The sequence below is a fragment of the Phytohabitans maris genome, assembly GCF_031085175.1.
In the GTDB taxonomy this organism is placed as follows: domain Bacteria; phylum Actinomycetota; class Actinomycetes; order Mycobacteriales; family Micromonosporaceae; genus Phytohabitans; species Phytohabitans maris.
The window spans coordinates 54,215-80,761 of the sequence record NZ_JAVHUY010000014.1 but is presented as its reverse complement, the minus strand read 5'-3'; the positions used below and the strand labels follow the sequence as shown (position 1 = coordinate 80,761).

The following is a 26,547-nucleotide window of genomic DNA, read 5'->3' as shown; positions in this document are numbered from 1 at the left end:
CAGTAGCGAGGCGACCACCATGAGCGACGACACGGACCCTCCCAGGCGAGTACGGATGCGGACCGCCGCTGCGGTGACCGCAGCCGCCATCACCGTCACCCTCATGGCCGCGCTCCTCGCGGCTGGTGTGATCGCGGTCGCCGCGACCGGGGCGATCGAGAGCCCCGAGGTCTGGCGCCGATGGGCCGACGTCGGCGCCGCGTTCGGGGTGCTGAGCAGTGTCCTGTCCGGCATGGCCTTCGTCGCGCTAGTGGCGACGCTCTGGATCCAGTACCGCGAGCTCAATCTGCAACGGACCGAGCTGCACCTGCAGCGGAACGCGATCGAGCGGTCCAGCGAGGAGCTGCGCCGCAGCGCCGACGCTGGCATGCGGATGCTGCATTTCGAGCTGATCAAGATGAGCATCGACGACCCCATACTTGCGGACGTTTGGCCCGACCCGGACACCGCTGGCGACGATCGCCGCCGGCAGTTGCTTTACGCCAACCTGGTCTTCCAGCACATGTCCCTCTCGATGGTCGTCGGCGGCTACACGGATGAACAGGTCAGGGAGCTTCTGCGCTACCTCTTCGCCAACCCGATCATGCGGGAGTACTGGCTCGCGCCGGCCTCGGCGCGGCGACGAATCCAGGTGCCAGGCACCGACCCGTGGCGCATCGGGCGGATCGCCGACGACGTGTGCGCCGAGTACGAACGCGGGGCGGGCGGACCGGCCTCCTGACCTCCCGCCCCGCTGGCTCGTCACGCGAAGGGGATCTCCGCCCGCGCCATCACCAGCGTGTCGCGGCTGATCACGACGATCCGCTCGTAGTCGGCACGGCCCGCATCCGCCGGCAGCGCGCCGTCGAGCTCGCTGGTCATGTCGGTGCCGATGACGGCGAAGCGCCCGTCGCCCAACTCGAAGATGTCGGGGCAGGTGTGCTCGTCGATGCTGCCCCGCGATCTGGGTGACGGGCCCAGCCGGCGCGCGATGGTCAAGATCTTGGCCATGGGTTCGGGCTCTCCGATCGGTTGTGGTGGACGCCGGCACCGCCATGGTCGAGCGGTGTTCGGCATTGTCGTCGTGCACCCAAGATCTAGGTACCGGCGAGGCGCGTCCCCCGCGCCGGGTGGCACAGGTCACAATGGACGCTCTGACCGTGACCCACGTCACTTCTCGGCCCTACCCGTGGGTTAGCGCCGACGGCCGGCACCTAAGGCCTGACATGCATCTCCCGACGCTTCCGGGGTTTCCGAGACCCGTGCGCGTCACCGCCGGGTTCCCCTCGCCCAGCCGTCATTGCGGAATGTTCATGAGCACGAAGGGTGTCGCGTGGACAGCTGTGACTCTCCCGCCGACGCGGCGCGGGCGCGCCGGTGACCGGCCCTGTCCGCATCAACGTGATGCGGATTCCGCAGATCATCAACGAGAAGGGCGGCAGGGAGCACACCCTCTGGGCCCAGGTCCGGGACGAAGGCTTCGCGGGCCGGACCTACGAGGCTGTGGCGACGGAGCTGGCCAAGCACAGCGCCAAGGTGTTGCTCGGCTTCATCTACAGCGGCCACATCCATGTCGTGCTCCAAGAGGTTGGCCGCCCGGTGCCCGGGCTCACCCAGACGCTGCACGAAATGACCCGCGACGAGATCGAACATCTCGTCGGGCTGACCATCACTCATGCGCTCAGGCTGTTTCGCCGCAATGCGCTCGAGGGGTACGGGTGGCGCCCCGGCGGCGAGACCCGCATGGCGACGTACTTCGTCAACACCTGCAAGTTGTGCTTCAGCAACGCCTACCGGGAAGCGGTCAACCACCGCCGGCCGAAGGAGGAGACGCCGGTGGATTCCATACCGGACCAGGCCGGCATCACCACAATCGACGTCGGGGAGCGTCCCGGCGCGCTCCGTGAGGTCATGGACGAGAGAGGCATCCGTGGCGTACAGGCCACTATCACCGAACTGACGATCGAGGGCTACACGCAGGAAGAGATCGCCGACAAGCTCGGCACCACGCCCAGGGCCGTCGAGGGAAAGCTGCGGCGCCTGCGGGAAAAACTGCGAAGGCGGGGGGATTCGTGACCAACGAGGAAACTATGACACCAGGACATTCACCCGACGTTGTCGACCAGCGCCGGCCTCGTGGGCGCGGCCAGGACTCCCCGCCCGCGGCCGTGGCCGCCCGCGCGGTCGCCGCGGCCATGGACCGCGGCGATGACGCCCGCTACATCGCCTACCTCACCGCTCTCGGCCTCGTGACCAGTCCGCACCCGCGTGACCAGGACGTCGGGGTCGCTGACATGGTCGAGCTCGCCCGCGACCCCGACTACGAGGCGCAGGCGCGGGCCACCCTCCGCGAGTTCCTAGAAACGGCCGCCGAGCGGCGCGGCCGCCCGGCCTGGTTGCCCACCACCGGCCGCCGGCTGTCGGGCGCGGCGGTCCTCGCGGCGCGGGAGGCACTGCGGGCCGCCGGGGAGGACGCCGTCGCCTCGGCGCCACCCGCCCCGACCCGGCCGGCAAGGGCCGCGCGCCCTCCCCTAGTCGACGGGGTACGGCTGCTCTGCCGGGCGGTCAAGGGCGAGCCGCTGACCTTCGCACTGGTCGTCGTCGGCGCGGTGGTGTTCGGCCTCTCGTCCGCCGCGATCGCCGGCGTCCTCAACGCCGTAGTCGGCGGCGTCTGGCAGCCGGCCGTCGCCAGTGGGCACATCGATCCATCCTCGGCCGCGATGACGGCGGTGACCGCGCTCGGTGTGTTCGCGGCCCGGGCCGGTGGGCTGTTCGTGCACAGAGTGGCGGTGCGCACGATGCGGGTACGGCTCCAGGCTACCCACCAGCGCGCGCTGCTGGACCGGTTCCTGAGCCTCCCCGTCACCTGGCACCAGCGGCAGTCGCCGAAACATCTCGTGGCGACAACGGACGTGGCGACCAAGGCAGCCTGGCGGCCGCTCGCCCCGCTCCCGCTCGCGGTCGGCGGCCTTGTGCTCCTCGTCGCCGCTGCGGCGGGGCTCTGGCTGCTGGACTGGCTATTTGCACTCATCGGGGTCGGCCTACTGGTCACGCTCATCGCCGTCAACGTGGTCTTCCTGCGCCGCGTCGGCCCACACGTACGCCTGGCCAAGACGCTGCGCGACCGGGTCTTCGAGATCACCCAGCAGACCTTCGCCGCGCCGGGTCCCGGGGTCCGAAGCGGATCGCCTACCCGCGACGTCGTACCCACGTTCACCGCGACCTCTGAGCAGCTCCGCGAGGTGATGATCCGGGTACGACGGCTGCGCGGCGCGTTCCTCCCAGTACTAGACGCGCTCCCCGCCATTGGCGCCCTGGCCGCGCTCGCCGCCAGCCTGGGCCGGCCGCCGAGCGCGGACAACACTGCCGACCTGGTCAGCGCGGTCTTCCTCTTCACCTCGCTTTCCTGGCCGATCCTCGCCGTGGGCTCGGTGCTCGCCGAGGTCCCCCGGGGCGTAAAGGGCTGGGAGCGGGTACGGCGGATCTTCGACGTCCGCGGCGACATGACCTACGGCCCGGGCGCGATCCAGGCCGGCGCGGCCACGGTCCGCTTCGAGGACGTCCACTTCGCCCCGCGCAAGGGAATGCTCCTGCGGTCGGTGAGCCTGGACGTGCAGGCCGGTAGCCTCGCCGTGGTCGTCGGCCCCTCCGCGGCGGCGGCATCGGCCATCGGCCGGCTCGCCGCCCGCCTGGTCGACCCCGAGCGGGGCGTCGTGGCGGTGTCTGGTTTGGACATACGTGCGGCGAGCCGCGACTCGATCAGCTCCAGGATCGCCTATGTGCCGCGAACCTCCGGCCCGCCCTCCGGTTCGCTCAGGGACTACCTCGCCGCCGGACGCCCAGACGCCCGCGAGGAGGCACTCTGGCGTGCGCTGCGGCTCGTCACCCGTGCCGTGGACCTCCGCCTGCCGGACGGCCTGCACACTGACATCCGCAGTCCGCTGCTAGAGCACCTCGGCTACCCACTCGCGCTGGCCCGTGCGATGGTCAGCCGGCCCGGGCTGCTGGTGCTGGAGCTGCCGACCGAGGGCTACTGGTCCGGCGCCTTGGCGGAGATCCGGGCGACCAAGGAAACCACGCTCGTCGTCGTGGCTGGCCCCCCGCCGCTGCTGCGGACCGCTGACACCGTCGTCTACGTGCGCGCCTCGGGCGAGGTCACCGCCGGCACCCACCGGTCACTCATCACGGACGAGCCGTCGTACGCGGAGATGTTTCGCCGGACGCCTTCCGCGACGCCCGGCCGGCCTCGCCCGACGCGGCGCGCGACGGCCACCCGTGCCGCGTTGTCCCCGGTGAGCGCGTGGCCAATCACGCGACACGGTCCGGTCGAGGAACTCGAAGCAGCGGCGTCCTACATGTGGTCGCCCGACCATACTGCGAACGCCACCTCCATAGGCGCGAAGGCGGGGACGTGATGGGTGTCCGGCACGGCTCCAGGCGGGGTGACAGCGGCGGCATCTGGGCCGCGCCGCTGCTCTGGCTCGGCGCGGGCGTCGCCGGTGCCGTCGGCACCGTGTTGGTCGCCACCTCGGCCGCGACTGGCACGATCGCCGTACCGGTCGCGATCCAGCAGCTCCTCGACCGCCACCGGACCGGGGCGGGCATATCGGACGCCGGCCTCGTCGGCTTGGTCGTCGCGCTCGCCGCGCTCGTCCTGACCGTCTCGGCGCTGAGCGCGTACCTGCTGACCTCCCGTCTCGTCCGTCGCAGCGAGGTGCTCCTCGACGACGTCCGAGTACGGGCGTTCCGCCACCTGGCCGAGCAACCGGCCGACGCGCCCGCCCATCCTGAGACGGCGCGACGGATGGTCGACGACATCGAGCGGGCGAGCCATTTCATCCGGTGGGGCGGGCCGTCGCTACTGACCAACGCCGCCCAACTCGCCGTGGCGCTGGTCGTGATGGTGCTCTACTCCTGGAAGCTCACTGCGGTCGCCGCCACCACGCTCCTGCCGATCCTCGCCTGCCTCCACATCTACCGGCGATCCTCACACAGCGGCTTCTTCGCGATCCGGCGGCGGAGCCTCGAGGTACGCGCCGCGATCACCGAAGTGGTCATGCGGTCGCAGTGGGCGCACACCGACGAGGAACGCCGCGTGGTGCAGGCCCGCGCCGAGCACGCGGCCGGGCTCCGCCGTGCCAGCCAGGTACGGTCCTCGCGGATCAAGGCGCTCGCGCTGGCCGCCGGCGAGGTGACCGCGGGAGTAGCGTTGACCGCCGTGCTCGTGGCCGGCGCCGCGCTCGGTGCTGCGAGCCAGATGACGCTGGGCCAGCTGGCGGCATTCCTGCTGGTCATGGTCGCGACGATCGCGCCGCTCCAGGTGGTCCTGGGTGCGTTAGGCGAGGGTCGCCGGGCGGTCGCGGCATGGCGGCGCGTCGGCCGCCGCTGCTTCGGTAGCGTGGTCCGCCCGCCTGCCGCGCGGCAGGAGACATGACAGCCGCGAGGGGTGGGCGGCGGGACATCGTGGTCGCGGCCCAGTGGCGCGCCACCGCATACGCCACGAGTGCGGGCTCAGAGGGTGGTGCCGTTAAGGCAATATGTGCAGGATGGGTCGCATGGACTACGAATACGCGCCGCTGCGGTTACCACCGAATGTCGACCGGCTGGCCGCCGCGGCGCAACTGGCGATCCAGGCGGAGTTCTCCGGATGGGAGCTCGCCCGGGTGCGGCTCTTCCGCGACGGCACCCGGCAGGTGATGCTCCGCCGCCGGCGGATGGCGAGCGAGCCGCAGCCGGGCCTCTCCTACTGAGCGCCCCGCCGGCCCCACCCGCGGCCGGCGAGTGGGGCGGCTGCCAGCGGCCAAGGCCCTACGAGGAGTGCTCCACCTCGTCGTCGAGCGGCATGAACGGGTGCTCGTCCAGCCGGCCGACCAGGCGGTCCTCGCCGGCGGGCGCGAACGGGCCGGCGGCGTCCTCCTCGCCGTACGACTCCAGGTCCAGCGGGGCGGCGACCTCCGAGACCATGACCACGCCGTCGAGCGGGTCGAGCTCGGGGATGTCCAGCGCCCCCAGCGAACCGTCGCCGGCCTGGAGCAGCTCCAGCACCGCCTCGCCGACGGTCTCCACCGGCTCGGCGTCCTCCTCGTCCTCGGGCAGGCCGGATCGGCGGGCCGCCTCGGCCACCCGGACCAGGGCGGCCACGCTGGGCACGCGGTAGTCGCGGCGCTGGCGTACCGAGACGACGTGCGGGTGCGGGTCTTCGGGCTCGGTGCCGTCGACGCCGCCCAGGCCCACGCCGAACCGCTCGTCGGCCTCGTCCGGGTCGATCGACTCGACGTCCCAGGGTGTGACCTCGCCGAACGCGTCGAGCAGCAGCTCGTCGTACTCGTAGGAGGCGTTGTTGAGCGTGACGTACGCCTGCCAGACGTCGTCGTCGTCGATGCGGCCCTCGGCGGCCTTGACGGCGGCGAGGTGGCCGCGCGCGGCTTCGATCACCCGCTCGAGAGCGGCGTCCAGCTCCGCGTGCTGGTCGGTCATGGTGAGGAGGGTCCCTTCAGCGGGTCAGTCAGGAGGTGCGTAGGAATCGGTCGAGTACACGCACGCCGAACTGTAGTCCCTCGACCGGGACCCGCTCGTCAATGCCATGGAACAGCGCGGAAAAGTTCAGGTCGGGCGGGAGCCGCAGCGGCGCGAAGCCGAAACAGCGGATGCCGAGCCGCTGGAAGGCCTTGGCGTCGGTGCCGCCGGAGAGCATGTACGGCACGGGGCGGGCGCCCGGGTCCTCGGCCCGCAGCGCGGCGGCCATCGCGTCGACCAACGCACCGTCGAACGTGGTCTCCAGCGCCGGCTGCCGCTGCACGTGCTCGATCTCGAGGTCCGGGCCGATCACCTCGCGCAGCTGCTCCAGGAAGAGCTCGGCCTGGCCGGGCAGGGTACGGCAGTCGATGGTGGCCGAGGCGCGGCTGGGGATGACGTTGTCCTTGTACCCGGCTTCGAGGCGGGTCGGGTTGGCGGTGTTGCGCAGGGTGGCGCCGATCAGGTTGGCGATCGGGCCGAGCTTGGCGATGGCGATCTCCGGGTCGTCCGGGTCGAGGTCGACGCCGAGCGCGTCGGAGAGGTGCTCCAGGAACGCCCGCACGGTCGGCGTCATCACCATCGGGAAGCGGTGCCGGCCGACCCGGGCGACCGCCTCGGCGACGGCGGTGACCGCGTTGTCGTCGTGCACCATCGAGCCGTGGCCGGGGCGGCCGCGGGCGTGCAGCCGCAGCCAGTTGATCCCCTTCTCGGCGGTCTCGACCAGGTAGAGGCGCAGGTCCTCGGTGACCGTGTAGGAGAAGCCGCCGACCTCGCCGACCGCCTCCGTGCAGCCGTCGAGCAGGTCGCGGTGCTTGTCGACGAGGAAGTGCGCGCCGTACCCGCCGCCGGCCTCCTCGTCGGCGGTGAAGGCGAGCACGATGTCCCGCGGCGGCCGTACGCCGGTGCGGGCCCAGTCGCGGGCCACGGCGAGGACCATCGCGTCGAAGTCCTTCATGTCGATCGCGCCGCGCCCCCACAGGAAGCCGTCGCGAAGCTCGCCGCCGAACGGGTGCGCCGTCCACTCGTCGGCCTGCGCCGGTACGACGTCGAGGTGGCCGTGGACCAGCAGCGCGTCGCGGCTCGGGTCGGTCCCTTCGAGGCGGGCCACGACGCTGGCCCGGCCGGGCGCCGACTCGTAGATCTCGGCGGCGATGCCGACCTCGCCGAGCTTGCCCGCCACGTACTCGGCGGCGGCCCGCTCACCGGCGCTGGTGGCGTTGTCGCCGGTGTTGGTCGTGTCGATGCGCAGCAGGTCGCGGCAGATGTCGACGACCTCGTCTCCGGGGTCGCCCATGGCCGTGCTCGCTTCGCTGACTCGCTCGCCGCGCTCGCTCATCCGCCTTTCATACCAGGCGGCGCGGCCGATCCCACCGCCGCCACAGCGACGCCTCCGCCACGGCGTCGGCGGTCGTCCGCACCGGCGCGATCCCGCCGGTGATCGAAGCTCCCGTCAAGTCGCTCCAACGACATGGTGGGAGCTTCGATCACGGCTGGTCGCTAGACCGGGGCCGGGGTCCAGGCGAAGCCGGCGGCCCAGGTCGTCGCGGCGAGCACGGTCTGGCCGTCGGTGTCCGGGTGGAAGTAGTCCCAGCCGGAGACCTGCGACAGCGTGAACGGGTAGTTGAAGATCGCGCCGCCGTCGTAGCGGCACAGCGACCCGTACGCGGCGCAGGCGGCGGCGAGCTGGGCGTTGTAGTCGGCGACCCGCTGCCGCACCCGGTCGCGTCGGGCGACGTCGGCGGCGGCGGTCGAGGTGGGGTTGGCGAGCATCGACTGGCAGATGCCGAGCAGGGACCAGGCGCTGCGGGCCAGGAAGTTGCCCTTGCCGACCTCCCACAGCCGCTTGAGGTCGGGGATGCTCATGACGAACACCCGGGCGCCGGGCCGGCCGGCCTTCAGCCGGGCCAGGGCGGTGTCGATGTGCCCGCGGTACGTGGCCACCGGGGTCATCCCCGCCTCGGAGCCGGCGCACGCGTCGTTGGCGCCGATCAGCACCGTCACGTAGTCGACGCCCTGGCCGACCGCGAGGTCGATCTGGCCGGGCAGGTCGGCGGCGGTGGCGCCGCTCTCGGCGTCGTTGAAGTTGCGCCCGCTGACCGCCGGGTTGGCGGCCAGGACGCGCCGGTAGTGGCTGTTGACCCCGGTCTCGGTGCCGGTGCTGAACGAGCGCGAGGGGCAGTCGACGTAGAAGCCGCAGGCGTTGAAGCCGCGGGTGATGGAGTCGCCGGTGCTCGCCATCGAGGACGGGTACGGGTCGGCGGCGGCGGCCGGCGCGGCGGCGACCAGGGTGGCGGCGAGGGTGGCCGCCACGGTGGCCGCGAGCAGGGGCAGCGGGCGGAGTCTGGGCAGGGTGCGACGCGGGAGTGACATGGGTGAGCCTCCGGGACGCGGGATGACGAAGTTGCAGGGGGTGATCAGACGGTAATCTGTGAGTTACATCGGTGGCAATGGTTAAGCGGCGTGTCTCAGCGAAAGCCCTACAAAATGGTGAGACCTGGCAAAACAGGCGGTTTTCCGGAACCCCGCACCGGGTACCGCAGACGGCGTGGCACTCGGCCTCCCGCCCCTGCCCCCGGCCCCGGGCTCACCGGCCGGCCGCGGCGCCGCCGACGTGCTCGCCGAGGAGCACCGGCGGCTCGCCGCGCTCTGCGCCGCCCTCGCCGAGCCGGACCTGCCGCCCCGCCGCCGGCGTGACCTCGCCGACGTGCTGGCCGCGACCGCCACCCGGCACCTGTCCGCCGAGGCGCAGTACCTCTACCCGGCCGTCCGCTCCGCCGTACCCGATGAGGGGCCGGCCCTCGCGGACCGGGAGGTCGCCGCGACGCGCGACCTGCTCGCGGCCCTGCGCGCCGGGGAAGGCGCGGAGGGAAAGCTGCGCCGGCACGCCTACGCCACCGCGGACCTGCTCGACCGGCTCGCCGCGGTCGCCTCCGCCGAGGACCTCGTGCGGCTCGGCAACCGGATCGAGACCGCCGAGGAGGCCGCGCCGACGCGGCCGCATCCGGGCACGCCGGCCACCGCGCCGTGGAACAAGATCACCGATCCCGCGATCGGGCTCCTCGACCGGCTCCGGGACGCGGTCACCGGCCGTCCCACCCGGGCCGAAGACCTTACCCGCCGGTACGCGAGTCGGCTCTTTTGATCATCCCGTTAACCAATCGGTTACAGTCGGCCGGGCGTTTGGGTGAGCTTTCACAAGCCGAAGGTCTTCCGAGGATCCCACGTTGGTCCTACCGTCACGCTATGAACCTGGAGTTGCGGCACCTCAAGGTGGTCGTCGCGATCGCGGAGACAGGCAGCGTCACCAAGGCTGCCTCGCAGCTGGGGCTGGCACAACCGGCACTCACGGCACAGCTCCAGCGCATTGAACGCACCCTCGGCGGCCCGCTCTTCGAGCGCGACCGGCGGGGCGCGCGCCCGACGGCCCTCGGCGAGCTCGTGCTGGCCCGGGCCCGGGTGTTGCTGCCGGCGATGAAAGGGCTGCAGGACGAGGCGGCCCGGCTCGCCGGCACGGGGGACGTGATGACCCGCTACCGGGTCGGCGGGGCCAACAGCCCGATCGTCGGCGGCCTGGTGCACCGCCTCGCCGCCGCGCAGCCGGAGGCGCAGATCAGCACCTATGCCTCGTGGTACGCGGACGAGCTGGCGCAGATGGTGCTCGGCGGGCGGCTGGATTACGTACTCGTGGGGGTCTGCGGCGACGCCGCGCCCTCAGCGGCGCACGGCCTGGCCTGGCGGGTGGTCGCGGTCGACGCGGTCTTCGTCATGCTGCCCACCGCGCACGCGCTGGCCACCCGCGACGAGGTCGACCTGGCCGACCTCGCCGAGGCCCAGTGGGTCGCCGCGCCCGGCGACGGCTGCTTCGCCGACTGTTTCGCCGCGGCCTGCGCGCGGTCCGGTTTCACCCCCCGGAAGGTGTACGAGACGGACATCCGCGGATGCATCGACATGGTCGAGTCGGGCGAGGCGGTGGCGCTGTGCCAGGCCACGTTCCGCCCGGTCAGCGGCCTGGTCACCCGCCCGATCGCCGGCGCGCCGCTGCGCTGGCGGCTGGTGCTCGGCTGGCACCCCGAGTCGCTGGCGGCGAAGTTCGCCGACGACGTGCTCGGCCACGCGGTCGCCGCCTACGAGGACATGGTCGGCCGCAACCCCCTCTACCAACGCTGGCTCACCGACAACCCCCCATTCGGCGCCCAGCAGGTCGCCCCCATCTGACCTCCCCGGACACAGCCGGCTCTCCGGAGCGGTACGGCGCGGTATTACCCACCTGATATCTGCCGCGATCAATTGAACGGCCGTTAGGGTCGCGCCGTACCACCTCACTCCAAACCCCCAGGAGAGCCCCCATGAAGCGAAGACTCGCCATGCTGGCGGCGGCGCTGCTGCTGCCGGCGGGCGCCGTCGCGCTGCCGGCCGCCCCCGCGGCCGCCGCGCCCGGCCCCGGCACACCACCCGCCGGCGGCGCCGCCTCGACGCGGATGCTCGGCGCCCTGCAGCGCGACCTCGGCCTCACCGCGGACGAGGCGCGGGCCCGGCTGGCCCGCGAAGACGACGCCGCCCGCACCGACGCGCGGCTGCGCGAGGAGCTCGGCGCCGCGTACGGCGGCGCCTGGCTGACCGCCGGCGCCACCTCACTGGTCGTCGCGGTCACCGGCGCGGCGCACGCCGCGAAGGTCACCGCGGCCGGCGCCACCGCCAAGGTGGTCACCCGCGGCCAGGCCCAGCTCGACGCGGTCAAGTCCACCCTGGACCGCAACGCCGCCAAGGCCCCGGCCGCCGCCGTGCCCGGCTGGTACGTCGACGTGGTCACCAACACCGTCGTCGTGCTCGCCCGCGGCGACGCCACCGCGGCCCGCGCCTTCGCGGCCACCGCGCGGTCCGGCGCGGTACGGGTGGTCGCCACCGGCGAGACCCCGGTGCCCCTGTACGACGTGCGCGGCGGCGACGCCTACTACATGGGCGGGCGCTGCTCGGTCGGCTTCTCGGTCGCCGGCGGCTTCGTCACCGCCGGCCACTGCGGCACGCCCGGCACCGCCACCCAGGGGTACAACCAGGTCGCGCAGGGCACGTTCCGCGGCTCGTCGTTCCCCGGCAACGACTACGCCTGGGTGCAGGTCAACTCCAACTGGACGCCGCAGCCGTGGGTGAACGACTACGCCGGCGGCAACGTCACCGTCGCCGGCTCCACCGAGGCGGCCGTGGGCGCGTCGATCTGCCGCTCCGGCTCCACCACCGGCTGGCGCTGCGGCACGATCCAGGCCAAGAACCAGACGGTGAACTACGCGGAGGGCACCGTCACCGGCCTCACCCGCACGAACGCCTGCGCCGAGCCGGGCGACTCGGGCGGCTCGTGGCTGTCCGGGCAGCAGGCGCAGGGCGTCACCTCGGGCGGCTCGGGCAACTGCACCTCCGGCGGCACCACGTACTTCCAGCCGGTGAACGAGATCCTCACCGCGTACGGCCTGACGCTCACCACCAGCGGAGGTGGCCCGGGTGAGCCGCCGCCGACCGGGTGCGGCGGGTACGAGTTCACCCGCGCCGGCTCGCTCGCAAGCGGCGCCAGCGGGTACCAGCCGGACGGCGGCTACTACTACTCGTCCGCCTCCGGCACCCACCGGGCCTGCCTCGACGGTCCGTCCGGTGTGGACTTCGACCTGTACCTGCAGAAGTGGAACGGCAGCGCCTGGTCGACCGTCGCCAGCGGCACCACGCCCAACCCGGACGAGACGGTCAGCTACAGCGGCACGGCCGGCTACTACCGGTACCGCGTGCACGCGTACAGCGGCTCGGGCAGCTACACGCTCGGCTTCAGCAACCCCTGAGAGCCAGCCGGCCGGGGGGGGGGGGGGCCCCCCCCCCCCCCGGCGGGGCGGGGGGGGGGGGGGGCCCCCCCCCCCCCCGGGACCCCCTAGACCGGATGGCTGATCGCGTAGTCCGCGTACGCGTCGGGCAGCCGCGGGTCCTGGTCTCCCGTGGGCAGCGAGACGAGCGCGCCGAGCTCGGCGAGGCGGGTCGCCAGCGCCAGCGGTATCTGGTAGCTGCCGGCCACCGCCGCCTTGATCGTGGCCCGCTCGTCGTCGTCGGCCTCCCCGTCCCACCAGCGCGCGAAGCGGTCCAGCGCCGGGTCGCGGTCGTCCACCACAAGATCACCCCCAAGGGTTCCATCGTCCCACCGCTTCGCATTGCCGGCAGGCGACCGCGCCAAACCCGTGTGTTCCGCGCCGGCATCGGATATCAACGTGGACATGACTGACGACGACACGCTGCGCCGGGCGCGGGGCGCGGCGCAGCGGCACACCGCGGCGGTACGGGACATGGAGCGGTTCGTCGAGGGCTTCGCCGGTACGCCGGACGCGGCCGCCCTCGCCGAGTACGCGGCGCTGCTGGCCCGCGAGGAGGCGACCCTCGCCGACCGGCAGGAACTGCTTGCCGCGCTGGCCCTGGAGGCACCGAGCGTCGAGCCGTGACGCCGCTCCTGGTCGTCGACGGCGCGAATGTGGTCGGCTCCCGTCCGGATGGCTGGTGGCGCGACCGGGCCGGCGCCGCCGTGCGCCTCCGCGACGCCCTGCTCCCCCTCGCCGCCGGCGGCCTGCCCGACCTGCCGGCCCCGCTGGAGGTGGTCCTCGTGGTGGAGGGGCGGGCGCGGGGCGTGGCCAGCGCCGACGGGGTACGGGTCGTCGCCGCCCCCGGCTCGGGCGACGACACGATCGTCGACCTGGTCGCCGCCGCCCGCCCCCGCCGCACCGTCGTGGTCACCGCCGACCGCGGGCTGCGCGAGCGCGTCGCGGCCCTGGGCGCCGAGGTCCGCGGCCCCCGCAGCCTAAGCCCGGTGTATTAGGTCACTCATGCTCATTCGCGTCCGCCGCGGGGGCCGGTCGTGCCTACGCCGCGCGACCGGCGGGGCCTGGGCCGCCGAGCCGATCACGTGCGGAGAGATCACACAGGGCGTGCGACGACCCCGTCCAATATCGGCGCAGCGTAGTCGTTCATTCGCGCTGAGCGGCAAAACGGTAGGGGGCCGCGAAGCGGGCATCCGGTTTACCGTGATGGAATAGCGTCCTCCCCCGCCCCCCAGGAGGTCCCGCCGTGGCCAGCGTCGCCGAGGTCAAGTCGGCCATCGATGCCGCGATCCAACAGGTGAACGAGGGGCAGGCAGCGGTCCACGCGGCGAAGGAGAAGCTCGACGAGGCGCAGCAGAGCCTCGCCGTCGCGCTGGACGGCAGCGGCCACGACGCTGTCAACACCGCCCGCGCCTCCCTGCAGCAGGCCACGCAGGAGCTCGAGGACTGCCTCGGCGCCACGATGGCCGCGGTGGAGCAGGCACAGCAGTACTCCGCAGCGCTGTAGCGACGCCATGTCCCTGGTCCAGGAGCTCGGCGCCCAGGTCCGCGCGACATCGGACGACCTACCGGTCGGCCTGGTCGCGGTCGCCGTCGACAAGCTGCGCGCCGCCGGCGAGCTGCTGATGTGGGTACGCCAGGAGTCCGTCGACCCGCTCGGCGTGCCGCGGCTGGCCGGCGCGATGGAGCACGCCGAGCAGGCCGCCCAGGCGCTGCGGGTCGCGCAGGACGCGCTGCTGGCGTACCTGACCTCGATCGGCCTCGCCCACGACGGCGCCGCCGGTCCGGACGGCACCTGGCGCACCGCCCTGGAGGAGCCGGAGGGTGGGCGGCCGGCGCACCCCGCGCCCGGCGCGGCCCCGCCGCCGCTCGGCCGGTGGTGGGCCGAACGGGTCGCCGAGCTGACCGGCCACGGCAGCCCCGCCCCGCGCGCCGACTCGGCCGCCACCGAGGGCCCCGACCTGCTGCGCCGGGTCGCCGCCGGCGTGCGCGCCGAAGACCGCGACCGGCTCCACCGCGAGCTGGGTGGCGTCGAGCCGCCGGTCGGGCTGGGCCTGTCCGCGCTCACCCCGACCGTGCTGTACCGCCTCGCCAGCGACCTGCTGCGCCACCTGCCCCGCGCCGAAGACCTGCCGGCGCTCACCAAGGCGGTCGAGCCGCGGGTACGGCAGCTGCTGCCCGGCCTGCCCCCGGAGATCCTCGACATCCAGCTGCGGCGGATCTGCCGGGTGCCGGTCGAGCGCCGGGACGGCGACGAGCCGCCGCCGCACCCGGCCGACTTCGCGGTGACCGGCAGCGTGGTCACCGGCATCCTCCTGCGGCTGCTCGACCGCGAGCCGGACTCGCTGGACCCGGCGGCGCCCGAGCCGGTACCCGACGCGGAGACCCATGCCTGACGTCCGGACATCGGTCGTCGAGACGGTCCGTGCCTACCTGTCGCGCGCCCGCGCGGCCGCGCGGATCCACCAGGACGGGGCGAAGGCCGACCTCGCCGCCACCCAGGCCCGGCTGGAACGGGTCCGGCAGGCGGCCGCCCAGCGCCCGGCCCGCGCCGCCGCCGAACGCGACCGGCGCCTCGCCGAGCTCGACGCGCGGCACACCGCCACCCTCGCCGACCTGGCCCGGCGCGCCTCCCTCGCCGGCGGGATGCGCGCCCCCGGCGCCGCCGGCGAGCCGTGGGCCACCTGGCACCCCACCCCGGCCGCCCGCGGCGAGCCGCCGGACCTGCTGCGCGTCGGCGAGATACGGATCCCGCGCGCGGACGCCGGCCGCCCGCGGCCCCGGCCGGGCACGTTCGACACGGCCCCGGCGCTCGTGCCGCTCCTCGACCGCGGGCACGTCGCGCTCGTCGACAACGTCCAGCAGGGCGGCGACGCCGTCGTGGCCAGCCTCCTGCTGCGCGCGCTCGGCCGCACCGCGCACGGCCAGATCGACATCACCGGGTACGACCCGGAGCGGCTCGGCGGCGGCCTGGCCGGCTTCGCCCCGCTGGCCCCGGCCGGGCTGCTGACGTTCGTCGGGCCGGGCGGGCTCACCCCGCTGCTGGACGGGCTGGTCGACCACATCCGGCGGATCAACGAGACGGTGCTGGCCGGCGACTACGCCTCGTTGGCCGAGATGGCCGCCCGTACCGGCCGGCGCCCCGAGCCGTGGCGGGTCGCGGTGCTGCTCGGCGGCGACGAGCCGTCCCGCCACGAGCGGGCCCAGCTGGACCGGATCCTGCGCACCGGCGCGGCCTGCGGCGTACACCTGATCGTGCGCGGCATCGCGGTGGCCGAGCACGAGACCGTGGAGGTCATCCGGGTCAACGGGTACCGCGCGGAGATCTCCGGCTGCGGGCCGCTGCCGGTACAGCTCGACCCGCCGCCCCCGGCCGAGCTGGTCACCGCCACCTGCCGCAAGATCGCCGACCGGGTGTCGGTCGGGCCGGCGCCGGCCGTCTTCGCCAACCTGATCCCGGACGCCTTCTGGACCGAGCACTCCGCCGCCGGCCTCACCGCCCCGGTCGGCGACAGCCCGGAGGGGCGGCCGGTCGACGTCACGCTCGCCGACTACCCGCCGCACGCGCTGATCGCCGGCCCCTCCGGCACCGGCAAGACCAACCTGATCTACGCGTGGATGGGCGCGCTCGCCGCCCGGTACTCCCCGGAGGAGCTCGCCTTCTACCTGCTGGACTTCAAGGAGGGGGTGTCGTTCGCCCGGTTCGCGCCGGGGCGGCGGGACCCGAGCTGGCTGCCGCACGTACGGCTGGTCGGCGTCAACGTCAACACCGACCGCGAGTTCGGGCTGGCGCTGCTCCGCTTCCTCGGCCGCGAGCTGCGCCGCCGGGCCGACGCGGCCAAGGAGCACGAGGTCACCAAGCTCTCCGAGCTGCGCCACGAGGACCCGGAGGGGCATTGGCCGCGGGTCGTGGCGGTGATCGACGAGTTCCAGATCCTGCTCACCGGCCGCGACGCGCTCGCCCAGGAGGCGGCCACGCTGCTGGAGGACCTGGCCCGGCGCGGCCGCTCGCAGGGCATCCACCTCATCCTCGCCTCGCAGGACGTCTCCGGGATCGAGGCGCTGTGGGGGCGGCCGGCGCTGGTCGCCCAGTTCACGCTCCGGATCGCCCTGCCCAAGGCCCGCCGCATCCTGCACGAGGCGAACCTCGCCGCCGAGACGCTCCCCCGCCACCACGCCGTGGTCAACGCCGACTCCGGCGCCCCGGACGCCAACCGCGTCGTGCGCATCCCCGCGGCCAGCGACCGTCGCGTGTGGAGCGAACTGCAGCACAAGCTCTGGCAGGACCGCCCGCCGTGGCTCGGCCCGCCCCGCCTCTTCGACGGCGACGCGGTGCCGCGGCTCGCCTCCTCGCCGGACTTCCTGGCCCTCGGCCCGGACGTCCGCGACCCGGTGGCGCTGCTCGGCGAGTCGATCGACGTACAGGCCCGCTCCGCCCGGCTGCCGCTCACCCGCTCGCCCGGCCGCAACCTGGCCGTGCTCGGCACCCGCGTCGACGAGGCGTGCGCGGTCCTCGCCGCCGCCGCCCGCTCCCTGGCCCGCCAGCACGCCGACGGCGACGCCCGCTTCTCGGTCGCCTGCCTGGATCCGGACGCCGCCGCCACCGCCGCCGCGCTCCGGGCCGACCTGCCCGCCGACACCGGCTGGTACGACGCCGAAGGGCTGGCCGCCCTGCTCCCCTCGATCGACCCGTCGCTGGAGTCGGGCACCGCCCGTCCGCACTACCTGGTCGTCTTCGCCGCCGACGCCGCCGCGGCCCGGCTGGCCGTCCGCGAGGGCGGCCGCACCGGGCACGAGCACCTGCGCCGCGTCCTCAACACCGGCCCGGAACGCCGCACCCACGTCCTGGGCTGGTGGCGCAGCGTCAACCGGCTCCGCGACGACCTGGGCGGCACCGGCTCCCGCACCGACGCGATCGGCGCCTGGGTCGCGCTGGACGTGCAGGGCGCCGACCTGACCGGCTTCTTCCCCCAGCAGGGCGGCCCCGCCTGGTACCCGAGGCCGTGGCGCGCCCTCTACTTCGACCGCGCCCGCCACCGCACCCCGGAGGTCGTCATCCCGTACGGACTGGGCGGATGACCTACCACACCGCCATCGACAAGCTGGCCCGCACATACACCGAGGTCGACGCGCAGCGCACCGAGGCCGACGAGTGGTACGAGCGCCAGGTCGCCGCCGCCGCCCGCGCGGTCGACGAGGCCGCCGGCGCCGTCGAGGCCGCGCAGCGGGCCCTGGACACGGCCACCGAGCTGGTCACCCGGATCGACGCCGAGGCCGAGGAGGTCTGGCGCACGACGGTACGCCGCCTCGGCCCGCCCGCCGCCCGGTACGCCGCCGCACCGCCGCCGGGCCACCCGCACACCGACGAGGAGTACGACCCGGACCAGCTGATCGCGATGGCGTCCGAGCTGCTCGACAAGACCTGGCGGCCGGGCCGCATGCCGCAGGCCGCGTTCCCGACCCTGGTCGTGCTGAGCGCGCTCGGCGCCGCCGTGGCGTTCGCCCTCCGCGAGGCCGCGCTGTGGGCCGGCCGCTCGTACGGCGGCGACCTCGCCGTGGGGCTGCCGGTGCTGGCGCTGGTCGTGACGCTGGTGGCCCCGTTCGTCGGCCTGTGGCCGGCCCGCGTGGTCGCCGACCGCCGCCACGTGTCGCTGGACGCCACCACGATCACCGTCGTACTGACCACCGGCCTCGCCACGACGGTCGCCCTCTACCTGCTCACCTAGCGCCACTCCGCCCGCGGTCCGCGGTCCAGATCCAGGTCGTTCGCCGAGATCGTGGTACTCAGGTGCCCTCGGAGGGGCACTGGAATACCACGATCACTACGCGACCGGGGTCAGGATGGCTTCGCGGAGGAGGCGGCGGGTCAGGACCAGCCGGTCCTCGTCGCTGTCCAGGCCGGGCAGGTCGCCGACCCGGGTCACGCCGCCGTACAGGAGGGCGCGCAGCGCCAGCGCACACCCGGCCGGCAGCGTCAGCGTGCGGTCGAAGACCCGCAGCGCCACGCGTTCGTCGCCGTCCGGGGCCAGGTGCCAGCGCAGCCCCGCGCGGACCGTGACGCGGTCGTCCGGGGTCAGGGTGGCGATCGCCCGGGCCTGGGCGAGCGGGCGGATCGGGGCCGGGCGGGCGGCCGGCCACACCCGGGCGCGGAGCTTGTCGGCGACCGGGGCGGGGCCGGCGGTGGTCAGCCAGTCGCGGAGGGCCTCGACCGTCTCGGTCAGCTCGGGCTCGACCTGCTCGGCGTCGGCCAGGTCCAGGCCGTACGGCAGGGTGGCCCGCAGCCGCGGGTCCTCGGCGGCGAGCTCCAGCAGCGCCTCCACCAGCGCGTACCGGGTCAGCGCCTTGACGCCCACCGTGAGGTGCAGCGACGCCTCGTCCTGGGCCTGGGCGCGGTGCAGCCAGCCGCGCGGGAGGTAGAGCGCGTCGCCGGGTGCGAGGACCTCGTCGAGCGCCGGCGGGCCGTCCGCGACCGCGGATACCTCGTCGGCGTGGCCGCCCCAGGGCTGGCGTTCCAGCGGGTCCGGCAGGACCGGTTCGTGCACCCGCCAGCGCTTGCGGCCGTCCACCTGGAGCACGAAGACGTCGTGCGTGTCGTAGTGGGTGGCGAAGCCCTGGCTGGCCGGCGGCGTCAGGTAGGCGTTCACCTGTAGCGGCTGCCCCAGCTGGCCGCCGAGCTCGCGGGCGAACTCGACCAGCGGCGGCCAGAGCCGGTGCAGTCCCTGCAGGACCAGGGTGGCGCCGTCCGCGTAGAGGGCCAGCACCCGCTCGTCGAGCACCTGGTCAGCGACCTCCGCGCCGGCGCCGCCCCCGCCGGTGAAGCGGGCCGCCGGCAGCACCTGGCCCTCCTTGGCCACCCGCAGGAACGGGGTACGCAGGCCGCGCCGGCTCAGCAGCTCGTCCGCGTCCGCGGGGCTCAGCAGCTCGTGGAAGCCGCACGGGCCGGCGAGCTCGGCGGCGCGGGACAGCAGCGGCGCCCGGCCCCAGTACGCGCCGGCGAACTTCGCGGGCTCGACCGCAACGCAGCGCGCGAGCGCCGGGCGGGACGTCCCGCCCGGCGCGCCGGCCGTCGCCGGGGTGTCCATCAGAGCTCGGTCGCGCTGCCGTCGGCGCCGCCGTCCCGGCCGGCCGGGTTCGCGCCGCCGTCCGCCGGGCCCTCGCCGGCGCTGCCGTCCGCGCCGCCGTCGCGCCCCATCGGGTTGGCACCGCCGTCCGCGGGACCCTCGCCGCCGGCGGTACCGTCGGCGCCGCCGTCGCGACCCATCGGGTTCGCGCCACCGTCCGCGGGGCCTTCGCCCCGGCCGCCGCTGCTGGTGATGTCGTCGTCGTCGAGTCGCATCGGTGCCCCCTTTGTCGTGTCACCCTCGTGCCGGGCCCCCGAAGTACCCGGCCACACGCACTTCTAACGTGTGGCCGGCGCCCGGTTCAGACCGGCAAATCCGATATGGGCGCGGCCGACCTGGGGGTCAGGAGGCGAGCGGGAGCGGGAAAGGGGGCACAGCGCGGCAGCTGGGCAGTCCGCCGCGCTGTGCCCGGTCAGGAGGCGCGGAACCCGGAGCCGGCGTCGCGCGCGGTCGCCGCGCCGCCCGGCCGGGTGGCCGTCGCGTTTCCGATGGTCGAGGTGCCGGTCCCCGCCGCCGCGCCGGCGACGGCGGGCGTGGCGCGCGTTCGGCCCATGGCGAGCAACCCTCCCTGCCGACCAACATCAATGGAAGCGTTCCCAAGTATCGATGGCCCGCCACCGCACGTCAATGATGTACCGGTAATCTCCCGGAAATCGATCCGGGTCTACCGAGACAGGGCGCGCGGACCAGCGGCGCCAGCCGGCCCGGAAACTATCGGGCCTTGGTGCTGTCGCGGACCACGAGATCGGTCGCCAGCTCGACCCGCGGGGTCTCCACCGCCTCGCCCTGGGCCAGCCGCAGCACGGTGCGCGCGGCGAGCAGCCCCATCTCGGCGAGCGGCTGGCGGATCGTGGTCAGCGGCGGCGAGGACCAGCGCGCCTCGGGCAGGTCGTCGAAGCCGACCACGCTCACGTCGTCGGGCACCCGCAGCCCGCGCTGCCGCACCGCCTCGAAGACGCCGAACGCCATCTGGTCGCTGGAGGCGAAGATCGCGGTCGGCGGGTGGTCGAGCGAGAGCAGCGCCTTGCCCCCCTCCAGGCCGGACTCGTGGTAGAAGTCGCCGGGCTGGATCAGCTCCTCGTGCATCGGCAGGCCGGCCGCCTCCAGCGCGGCCCGGTACCCGTCGAGCCGGGCCCGGCTGCACAGCATCTGCGGGTTGCCGGCGATGAAGCCGATCCGCTCGTGGCCGAGCGAGAGCAGGTGCTCGGTGGCGCGCAGCCCGCCGGTCCAGTTGGTGGCGCCGATCGTCGGGATGTCGAGCGTCGGCACGCCGGCCGGGTCGACCAGCACCATCGGCACGTTCAGCCGGCGCAGCTCGGCGTGCACCGGCGGGGCGAGGTCGCTGGCGACCAGTACGACGCCGTCCGTCGCGCGGGTGCGCAGGTTTTGCAGCCACTGCCGGGTGGAGGCGGTGCGGCGGTGGATGGCGGAGACCACCGTGCCCACGCCGGCCGCGTGCGCCACGTCCTCCACGCCGCGGATGATCTCCACGGCCCACGGGCTGTCCAGGTCGTTGAAGACCAGGTCGATCAGGCTGGCGCTGACCCGCGGCCGGGCCGCGCGGCGCCGGTACCCGTGCCGGCGCAGCAGCTCCTCGACCCGCTCGCGGGTCTGCGGCGCCACGTCCGAGCGCCCGTTGAGCACGCGCGAGACGGTCGGCACCGACACGCCGGCCTCGCGCGCGATCGCCGTGATGGTGATCCTGCGCCCCTCGTCGACCGTCACGTTTCGCTCCTTCGTCTCAAGGAGGCCAGCCTACGACCGAAACACTTCCGAGCCGAACTCGACCCTCCGGCGGGCTTCCGTCGCCTATCTTGCCGCACTTCCAGGGCTTGACGCCCCGCATAGACGCGCATAGCGTTCCGAACAAGTTACGGAAGTGTTCCGGAAGCTTACTCCGAAAGGGATATCCATGAAGGTGACTCGCGTGGTCGCCGGCGCCGCCGTGGCCGCGGCCGTCCTCGTCTCTCTCAACGCGACGGGCGCGCCGGCCGCGCCCGTCGCTTCGGTCGCCCCCGTCCCGGCGGCCGTTCCGGGTGCCGCCGAGCTCACCGCCGCCCAAGCCGGTGGCGGCGCCGACACCCTCCGGGCGCTCGCCAAGCGCACCGGAATGAAGATCGGTACGGCCGTCGACATGGCGGCCCTGGAGAACGACGCCACGTACGCCGAGCGGGTGGCGGCCGAGTTCAACAGCGTGACCGCCGAGAACGTCATGAAGTGGTCGGAGCTCGAGCCCACCCGGGGCACGCTCAACTTCGGCCCGGCCGACCGGCTCGTCGCGTTCGCGAAGGCGAACGGCCAGAGCGTGCGCGGGCACACCCTGCTGTGGCACAGCCAGCTCCCGGCCTGGCTCACCGACGGCGTCGCCTCCGGCGACATCGACGCGGCCGAGCTGCGCCAGCTCCTCAAGCGGCACGTCTTCGACGTCGCCGGCCACTTCCGCGGCAAGCTCTACCAGTGGGACGTCGCCAACGAGGTGATCGACGACAACGGCAACCTCCGCGACACGATCTGGCTGCAGAAGCTCGGCCCCGGCTACATCGCCGACGTCTTCCGCTGGGCGCACCAGGCCGACCCGAAGGCCAAGCTGTACATCAACGACTACAACGTGGAGGGGCTCAACGCGAAGGCCGACGCGTACTACGAGCTGGTCAAGCAGCTGAAGGCGGACCGGGTGCCGATCCACGGCTTCGGCATGCAGGGCCACCTCGGCGTGCAGTTCGGCTTCGACGGCCGGGCCCTGGCCAACGTGCAGCGCTTCGAGGCGCTCGGCCTGGAGACCTCATTCACCGAGGTCGACGTCCGCATGGTCATGCCCTCCGACAACCCCAAGCTGCACGCCCAGGCCAACGGGTACGGCATCCTGCTGCGCGCCTGCCTGCTCGCCAAGCGCTGCACGTCGTTCACGGTGTGGGGGTTCACCGACAAGTACTCGTGGGTACCTGGCTTCTTCGAAGGTCAGGGCGCGGCCAACCTGCTGGACGAGAACTTCGGCCAGAAGCCGGCCTACCAGGCGGTAAGCCAGACCCTGGCCCTGGCCGGCTGAAAGCCGGGAGGCCAGACTAGCGAGGAGGCACCCACCCCACGGGGTGCCGCGTGACGCACCGGACGGGAGGATCCGATCGGCACCTTCGCCAACCCCGTGATCCCCGGTATGCACCCCGACCCGAGCGTCTGCCGGGTCGGGGGGCATTACTACCTCGCCTGCTCCAGCTTCGAGTACTTCCCCGGCGTACCGATCTTCCGCAGCCAGGACCTGGTCCACTGGGAGCAGATCGGCAACGCGCTGGACCGCACCACCCAGCTCGACCTGCCGCCGAGCACGCCCTCCTCCGGCGGCGTGTACGCGCCCACGCTCCGCCACCACGACGGCCGGTTCCACCTGATCACCTCGGTCGTCCCGCACGCCGGCACGATGGTGGTGACCAGCACCGACCCGGCCGGCCCGTGGTCCGACCCGGTGTGGCTGCCGGACGTCGGGATCGACCCCGACCTGGCCTGGGACGCGGACGGCACCGCCTGGTGCACGTACGCGGGCATCCGGCAGGTCCGGGTCGACCTCGCGACCGGCGCCGCGCTGGGCGGGACCCGCACGATCTGGTCGGGCACCCCGGGCGCGCTCTGGCCCGAGGCCCCGCACCTCTACGAGGTCGACGGCACCTGGTACCTGCTGATCGCCGAGGGCGGCACCGACGCCGGCCACGGCGTCTCGGTGGCCCGCGGCCCGGCGCCGGACGGACCCTTCGAGCCGTGCCCGCACAACCCGATCCTCAGCCACCGCGGCACCGACCACCCGGTCCAGAACACCGGCCACGGCGACCTGGTCCAGGCGGCCGACGGCTCGTGGTGGCTGGTCTTCCTCGGCACCCGCCCGCGCGGCGGCTCGCCCGGCTGGCACGTGCTCGGCCGGGAGACGTTCCTCGCCCCGGTCACCTGGGTCGGCGGCTGGCCGGTCGTCGGCGAGGTGGCGACCACGATGACCGGTGGCCTCCCCCGCCGCCCGGTGCCGGTGCCGCCGGCCCGCGACGACTTCGACGGCGCCGACCTGCGCCCGTGCTGGATCTCGGTACGCTCCCGGCCGGCGCACGCCTGGTCGCTCAAGGACCGCCCCGGCTGGCTCACCCTGCACGCCCAGGACGGCTCGCTGGACGACCCGTCCGTGTCGTTCGTCGGCCGCCGCCAGCAGCACCACGCCTGCCGGGTCCGCGCGCTGGTCGACGCGACGGAGGGGCACGGCGGCCTGGCGGTACGCCTGGACGAGCAGCACCACTACGAGGTCGAGGCCGGCGGCGGCGAGATCGGCGTGCGGGCCCGGGTCGGCGCCCTCGAACACTGGCGCTCGTCCCGCCCGATCCCGGACGGCCCGGTCGTGCTCCGGGTGGAGACCCAGCCCTCCGGCCCCAGCCCCGACCACCCGAGGCAGGAGCCCGACGTGGTCCGCCTCGGCTACGAGACCCCCACCGGCCGCTTCGTGGTCCTCGACGAGCTCGACGGCCGCTACCTGTCCACCCAGGTCGCGGGCGGCTTCACCGGCCGGGTCATCGGCATGTACGCGACGGTGGGCACGGTCCGCTTCGACTGGCTAGCCTACGAACCCGACGGCGACCCGTAGCGGATCGGTCCCAAGCCGAAGAAGATCTGAGCTACCGCGACGTCCGCGGTGGTCCAGACCGTTGCGCGGGCCCCCCGGGGAAACGTGGAGCGCAGCGGAGCGTTTCTTGGGGTGCGTTCCCGCGGCCCCCCTCCACGGTCCGCAACCCAACCCGACCCGAACCGGAGGTCGCTCGCTGTCCGGGCCAACCGTCCGCTGCTTTCCCTTGATCGGTGTCAACGCCGGCCGGCTGCCGGCAGATCGTGGTACACAGCTGCCCCTCCAGGGGCACTCATGTACCACGATCTCCGGCTCGGGCCAACCTCAAAGCGCCGATCATGAGAACGATGGCCGGCTTGGGTCATCGTTCGACCGCGCGTCACCGGCGCCGCGGGCCGGCGGCGGATTGCGAGACCGCGGGAGCGCCCTGTTTCAACCGTGCCCCAGGCGGGGCGGATCCGTACCACGATCTGCCGGGACGGTCCGCTGTTGAGCCCTGAACTCGGGGTCTGGGTCCGTGCGCCGCTTGACCGGCGTCGGGGCTCGGCTGGCTCGTGCGGATCGCAGTGCCGATCGTGGGACCGTCCCGGTCGTCCGTGATGCACAGTCGCTGGGGGCTCAGCCCTTCGTCGCGCCGGAGGCGAGGCCGCCGACGAGCTGGCGCTCGGCGACCGCGTAGAAGGCCAGGGCCGGGAGCATGGCGAGGACCACGTACGCCAGGACGCGCGCGGTGTCGTCCGCGTACTGGCCCTGGAACTGCTGCACCGCCACGGGCAGCGTCCACCAGCTCGGGTCGGTGAAGACGACCAGCGGGAGCATGAAGTTGTTCCAGCTGGCCACGACCGACAGCACCGACACGGTCGCCAGCGCGGGGCGGGCCATCGGCAGCAGGATCCGCCAGAAGAAGCCGAACGGGGTGCAGCCGTCCAGGATCGCCGCCTCCTCGACCTCCCCGGGGATCGTGCGGAAGAACGACCTCAGGATGATGACGGTCATCGGCAGGCCGAACGCCACCTGCGGCAGGATCACGCCGAGCGGGCTGTTGAGCAGGCTCAGCTCCCGCAGCAGCACGAACAGCGGCAGGATCGCCACCGTGAACGGAAACATCAGGCCGGCGGCGAAGAGGGTGTAGAGGACCTCGCGGCCGCGGAAGTTGAAGCGGGCGAAGACGTACGCCGCCATCGACGCCACGAGCACCAGGACCACGACGGTGGTCAGCGCGATCAGCGTGCTGTTGAACATCGGCCGCCAGAACCCGCTGGACCCGAGGATGATCGTGTAGTTTTCCGGCACCCACGGGTCGGGCAGCCCGAACGGGTTGGTGGAGAGCTGCCCGTTGTCCTTGAAGCCGCCGAGCACGCCGAACGCGACCGGCACGATGATGCCCAGGCCGACGGCGATCGCGACCACGTGCAGCCAGAAGTGCCGCACTTTCGTGTCCCTACGGGTGCTCACAGCGCCTCCCGGCCGGATCGCTTCGCGCCGCCGCGGGCGAGCGCCGCCCATGCCCGCTCACTCATCGTTTCTCCCGCATGGTGGTGATGGCGCCCTCGATGTCCCGGCGCATGACGAACCGCTGGTAGAGCAGCGCGAACACGAGGCTGATGAGGAACATCGCGACGCTGATCGCGCTGGCGTAGCCGACCTCGGAGCGGCGGAAGCCGTACTGGAACATGGTGACCGCCATGGTCTCCGACGAGTGGATCGGGCCGCCGCCGGTGAGCACCCACACCATGTCGAAGAGCTGGATGGCCCCGATGATCGACAGGAAGACGCTGATCCGGATCGTCGGGCCGAGCAGCGGCAGCGTGACGTGGCGGAAGACCTGCCAGGTGCCGGCGCCGTCGGTCAGCGCCGCCTCGGTCAGCTCCTTGGGGATGCCCTGCCGGCCGGCGAGGTAGAGGATCATGTGCAGGCCGAAGTACTTCCAGCTGATCACGAAGAACAGCGCGTACAGCACGGTCGAGGTGTTGGCGAGCCACTCCTGCTGGAGGTTTTCCAGGCCGATCGCCGACATCACCTGGTTGGCCAGCCCCTGGTTGGGCGAGAAGACCATCGTGAAGAGGACGGCCGTGATGACCTCGGAGAGCACGTACGGCGCGAAGAACACCAGCCGGTAGAAGGCCCGCCCGCGCAGCGGCTGGTTGAGCAGCAGCGCGAGGCCGAGGGCGACCGGCAGCTGCACGAAGACCGACAGCAGCACCAGGATCAGGCCGCGCTCGAGGTCGCCGATGAAGACCTCGTCCTCGAACAGGCGCCGGAAGTTGTCCAGGCCGACGAAGTCCTGCGGCAGCCCGCCGAAGCCGTTCCACTTGAACAGGCTGGTGTACATCGCCAGCACGATCGGGCCGACGACCAGTACGACGAACAGCAGCAGCGCGGGCGCGAGGAACAGCGCGACGGTGAGCTTGTCCAGGCGGCGGCGCCGGCGCAGCGAACCCTCCACCCGCGGCCTGACGCGCTCAGGGCCGAGCCCCGGGCGAGCCGCGCCGCGGGTGGG

The 26,547-nt window shown here is 73.4% G+C and carries 27 protein-coding genes; 16 read left to right on the top strand and 11 right to left on the bottom strand.

The window, feature by feature from the left end; genetic code table 11:
- Positions 1-19 precede the first annotated feature (19 nt).
- On the top strand, positions 20-721 hold the full coding sequence (locus tag RB614_RS16665) for a DUF6082 family protein (RefSeq protein WP_308713419.1): 702 nt from the start codon (positions 20-22) through the stop codon (positions 719-721).
- Between the two features lie 20 nt (positions 722-741).
- Here RB614_RS16665 and RB614_RS16660 read toward each other — a convergent pair whose 3' ends face one another.
- A complete protein-coding gene (locus RB614_RS16660; RefSeq protein WP_308713418.1) occupies positions 742-990 on the bottom strand; it encodes a hypothetical protein in 249 nt (82 codons plus the stop codon).
- 366 nt (positions 991-1,356) lie between these two features.
- Here RB614_RS16660 and RB614_RS16655 point away from each other — a divergent pair, with 366 nt between their 5' ends.
- From RB614_RS16655 to RB614_RS16640, 4 genes are all read left to right on the top strand, one after another.
- Positions 1,357-2,055 carry a sigma factor-like helix-turn-helix DNA-binding protein gene (locus RB614_RS16655; RefSeq protein ID WP_308713417.1) on the top strand — a complete coding sequence of 233 codons (699 nt, stop codon included), beginning with the start codon at positions 1,357-1,359 and terminating at the stop codon, positions 2,053-2,055.
- A gap of 14 nt (positions 2,056-2,069) precedes the next feature.
- Positions 2,070-4,394 (top strand): ABC transporter ATP-binding protein, encoded by a 2,325-nt coding sequence (locus tag RB614_RS16650; RefSeq protein ID WP_308713416.1) that lies wholly within the window; start codon positions 2,070-2,072, stop codon positions 4,392-4,394.
- Positions 4,394-5,413 (top strand): ABC transporter transmembrane domain-containing protein, encoded by a 1,020-nt coding sequence (locus tag RB614_RS16645; protein WP_308713415.1) that lies wholly within the window; start codon positions 4,394-4,396, stop codon positions 5,411-5,413. The genes RB614_RS16650 and RB614_RS16645 overlap by 1 nt, the downstream gene beginning before the upstream one ends.
- Before the next feature lie 121 nt (positions 5,414-5,534).
- Complete coding sequence (locus RB614_RS16640) at positions 5,535-5,729, top strand: DUF5703 family protein (RefSeq protein WP_308713414.1); 195 nt, start codon at positions 5,535-5,537, stop codon at positions 5,727-5,729.
- Positions 5,730-5,787: 58 nt separating this feature from the next.
- Here RB614_RS16640 and RB614_RS16635 read toward each other — a convergent pair whose 3' ends face one another.
- From RB614_RS16635 to RB614_RS16625, 3 genes are all read right to left on the bottom strand, one after another.
- A complete protein-coding gene (locus RB614_RS16635; protein WP_308713413.1) occupies positions 5,788-6,456 on the bottom strand; it encodes a hypothetical protein in 669 nt (222 codons plus the stop codon).
- Positions 6,457-6,484: 28 nt separating this feature from the next.
- Complete coding sequence (locus tag RB614_RS16630; protein WP_428983027.1) at positions 6,485-7,789, bottom strand: M20/M25/M40 family metallo-hydrolase; 1,305 nt, start codon at positions 7,787-7,789, stop codon at positions 6,485-6,487.
- A 203-nt stretch (positions 7,790-7,992) separates the two neighbouring features.
- The gene (locus RB614_RS16625) at positions 7,993-8,865 is read right to left on the bottom strand and encodes a GDSL-type esterase/lipase family protein (protein ID WP_308713411.1); all 873 of its coding nucleotides are present in this window, start codon (positions 8,863-8,865) and stop codon (positions 7,993-7,995) included.
- 175 nt (positions 8,866-9,040) lie between these two features.
- On the opposite strand from RB614_RS16625, the gene RB614_RS16620 reads away from it, so the two are divergent.
- The 3 genes from RB614_RS16620 (at position 9,041) to RB614_RS16610 (ending at position 12,317) form a co-directional block, all read left to right on the top strand.
- On the top strand, positions 9,041-9,637 hold the full coding sequence (locus tag RB614_RS16620; protein WP_308713410.1) for a hemerythrin domain-containing protein: 597 nt from the start codon (positions 9,041-9,043) through the stop codon (positions 9,635-9,637).
- Positions 9,638-9,738: 101 nt separating this feature from the next.
- A complete protein-coding gene (locus RB614_RS16615; protein WP_308713409.1) occupies positions 9,739-10,710 on the top strand; it encodes a LysR family transcriptional regulator in 972 nt (323 codons plus the stop codon).
- A 131-nt stretch (positions 10,711-10,841) separates the two neighbouring features.
- Positions 10,842-12,317, top strand: a complete 1,476-nt coding sequence (locus RB614_RS16610; RefSeq protein ID WP_308713408.1) for a S1 family peptidase — start codon at positions 10,842-10,844, stop codon at positions 12,315-12,317.
- 86 nt (positions 12,318-12,403) lie between these two features.
- On the opposite strand, the gene RB614_RS16605 is transcribed toward RB614_RS16610, so the two are convergent.
- Positions 12,404-12,634, bottom strand: a complete 231-nt coding sequence (locus RB614_RS16605; protein ID WP_308713407.1) for a hypothetical protein — start codon at positions 12,632-12,634, stop codon at positions 12,404-12,406.
- Between the two features lie 106 nt (positions 12,635-12,740).
- Here RB614_RS16605 and RB614_RS16600 point away from each other — a divergent pair, with 106 nt between their 5' ends.
- From RB614_RS16600 to RB614_RS16575, 6 genes are all read left to right on the top strand, one after another.
- Complete coding sequence (locus RB614_RS16600) at positions 12,741-12,962, top strand: hypothetical protein (protein ID WP_308713406.1); 222 nt, start codon at positions 12,741-12,743, stop codon at positions 12,960-12,962.
- Positions 12,959-13,333, top strand: coding sequence for a PIN domain-containing protein (locus RB614_RS16595; RefSeq protein WP_308713405.1), 375 nt, complete (start codon positions 12,959-12,961; stop codon positions 13,331-13,333). Before RB614_RS16600 ends, RB614_RS16595 begins: the two co-directional genes overlap by 4 nt.
- 248 nt (positions 13,334-13,581) lie before the next feature.
- A complete protein-coding gene (locus tag RB614_RS16590) occupies positions 13,582-13,842 on the top strand; it encodes a hypothetical protein (RefSeq protein WP_308713404.1) in 261 nt (86 codons plus the stop codon).
- A gap of 7 nt (positions 13,843-13,849) precedes the next feature.
- Positions 13,850-14,731 (top strand): hypothetical protein, encoded by an 882-nt coding sequence (locus RB614_RS16585; RefSeq protein WP_308713403.1) that lies wholly within the window; start codon positions 13,850-13,852, stop codon positions 14,729-14,731.
- Positions 14,724-17,414: an FtsK/SpoIIIE domain-containing protein gene (locus tag RB614_RS16580; RefSeq protein ID WP_308713402.1), complete on the top strand. Its 2,691-nt coding sequence runs from the start codon at positions 14,724-14,726 to the stop codon at positions 17,412-17,414. The genes RB614_RS16585 and RB614_RS16580 overlap by 8 nt, the downstream gene beginning before the upstream one ends.
- Complete coding sequence (locus RB614_RS16575; RefSeq protein WP_308713401.1) at positions 17,411-18,061, top strand: hypothetical protein; 651 nt, start codon at positions 17,411-17,413, stop codon at positions 18,059-18,061. The genes RB614_RS16580 and RB614_RS16575 overlap by 4 nt, the downstream gene beginning before the upstream one ends.
- Positions 18,062-18,157: 96 nt before the next feature.
- Here RB614_RS16575 and RB614_RS16570 read toward each other — a convergent pair whose 3' ends face one another.
- From RB614_RS16570 to RB614_RS16555, 4 genes are all read right to left on the bottom strand, one after another.
- Complete coding sequence (locus tag RB614_RS16570) at positions 18,158-19,417, bottom strand: cupin domain-containing protein (RefSeq protein ID WP_308713400.1); 1,260 nt, start codon at positions 19,415-19,417, stop codon at positions 18,158-18,160.
- Positions 19,417-19,671 (bottom strand): BatC protein, encoded by a 255-nt coding sequence (locus RB614_RS16565; RefSeq protein WP_308713398.1) that lies wholly within the window; start codon positions 19,669-19,671, stop codon positions 19,417-19,419. Before RB614_RS16565 ends, RB614_RS16570 begins: the two co-directional genes overlap by 1 nt.
- 197 nt (positions 19,672-19,868) lie before the next feature.
- Positions 19,869-20,009, bottom strand: a complete 141-nt coding sequence (locus RB614_RS16560; protein ID WP_308713397.1) for a hypothetical protein — start codon at positions 20,007-20,009, stop codon at positions 19,869-19,871.
- A gap of 158 nt (positions 20,010-20,167) precedes the next feature.
- On the bottom strand, positions 20,168-21,181 hold the full coding sequence (locus RB614_RS16555; RefSeq protein ID WP_308713396.1) for a LacI family DNA-binding transcriptional regulator: 1,014 nt from the start codon (positions 21,179-21,181) through the stop codon (positions 20,168-20,170).
- 187 nt (positions 21,182-21,368) lie between these two features.
- Between RB614_RS16555 and RB614_RS16550 the strand changes: the two genes are divergently transcribed.
- Together RB614_RS16550 and RB614_RS16545 are read left to right on the top strand one after the other, a co-directional pair.
- Positions 21,369-22,502 (top strand): endo-1,4-beta-xylanase, encoded by a 1,134-nt coding sequence (locus RB614_RS16550; RefSeq protein ID WP_308713395.1) that lies wholly within the window; start codon positions 21,369-21,371, stop codon positions 22,500-22,502.
- A 96-nt stretch (positions 22,503-22,598) separates the two neighbouring features.
- Positions 22,599-24,068 (top strand): glycoside hydrolase family 43 protein, encoded by a 1,470-nt coding sequence (locus RB614_RS16545; RefSeq protein ID WP_308713394.1) that lies wholly within the window; start codon positions 22,599-22,601, stop codon positions 24,066-24,068.
- A 597-nt stretch (positions 24,069-24,665) separates the two neighbouring features.
- Here the strand turns inward: RB614_RS16545 and RB614_RS16540 are convergent.
- Together RB614_RS16540 and RB614_RS16535 are read right to left on the bottom strand one after the other, a co-directional pair.
- On the bottom strand, positions 24,666-25,502 hold the full coding sequence (locus RB614_RS16540; RefSeq protein WP_308713393.1) for a carbohydrate ABC transporter permease: 837 nt from the start codon (positions 25,500-25,502) through the stop codon (positions 24,666-24,668).
- Between the two features lie 61 nt (positions 25,503-25,563).
- Complete coding sequence (locus RB614_RS16535; RefSeq protein WP_308713392.1) at positions 25,564-26,493, bottom strand: carbohydrate ABC transporter permease; 930 nt, start codon at positions 26,491-26,493, stop codon at positions 25,564-25,566.
- Positions 26,494-26,547 lie beyond the last annotated feature (54 nt).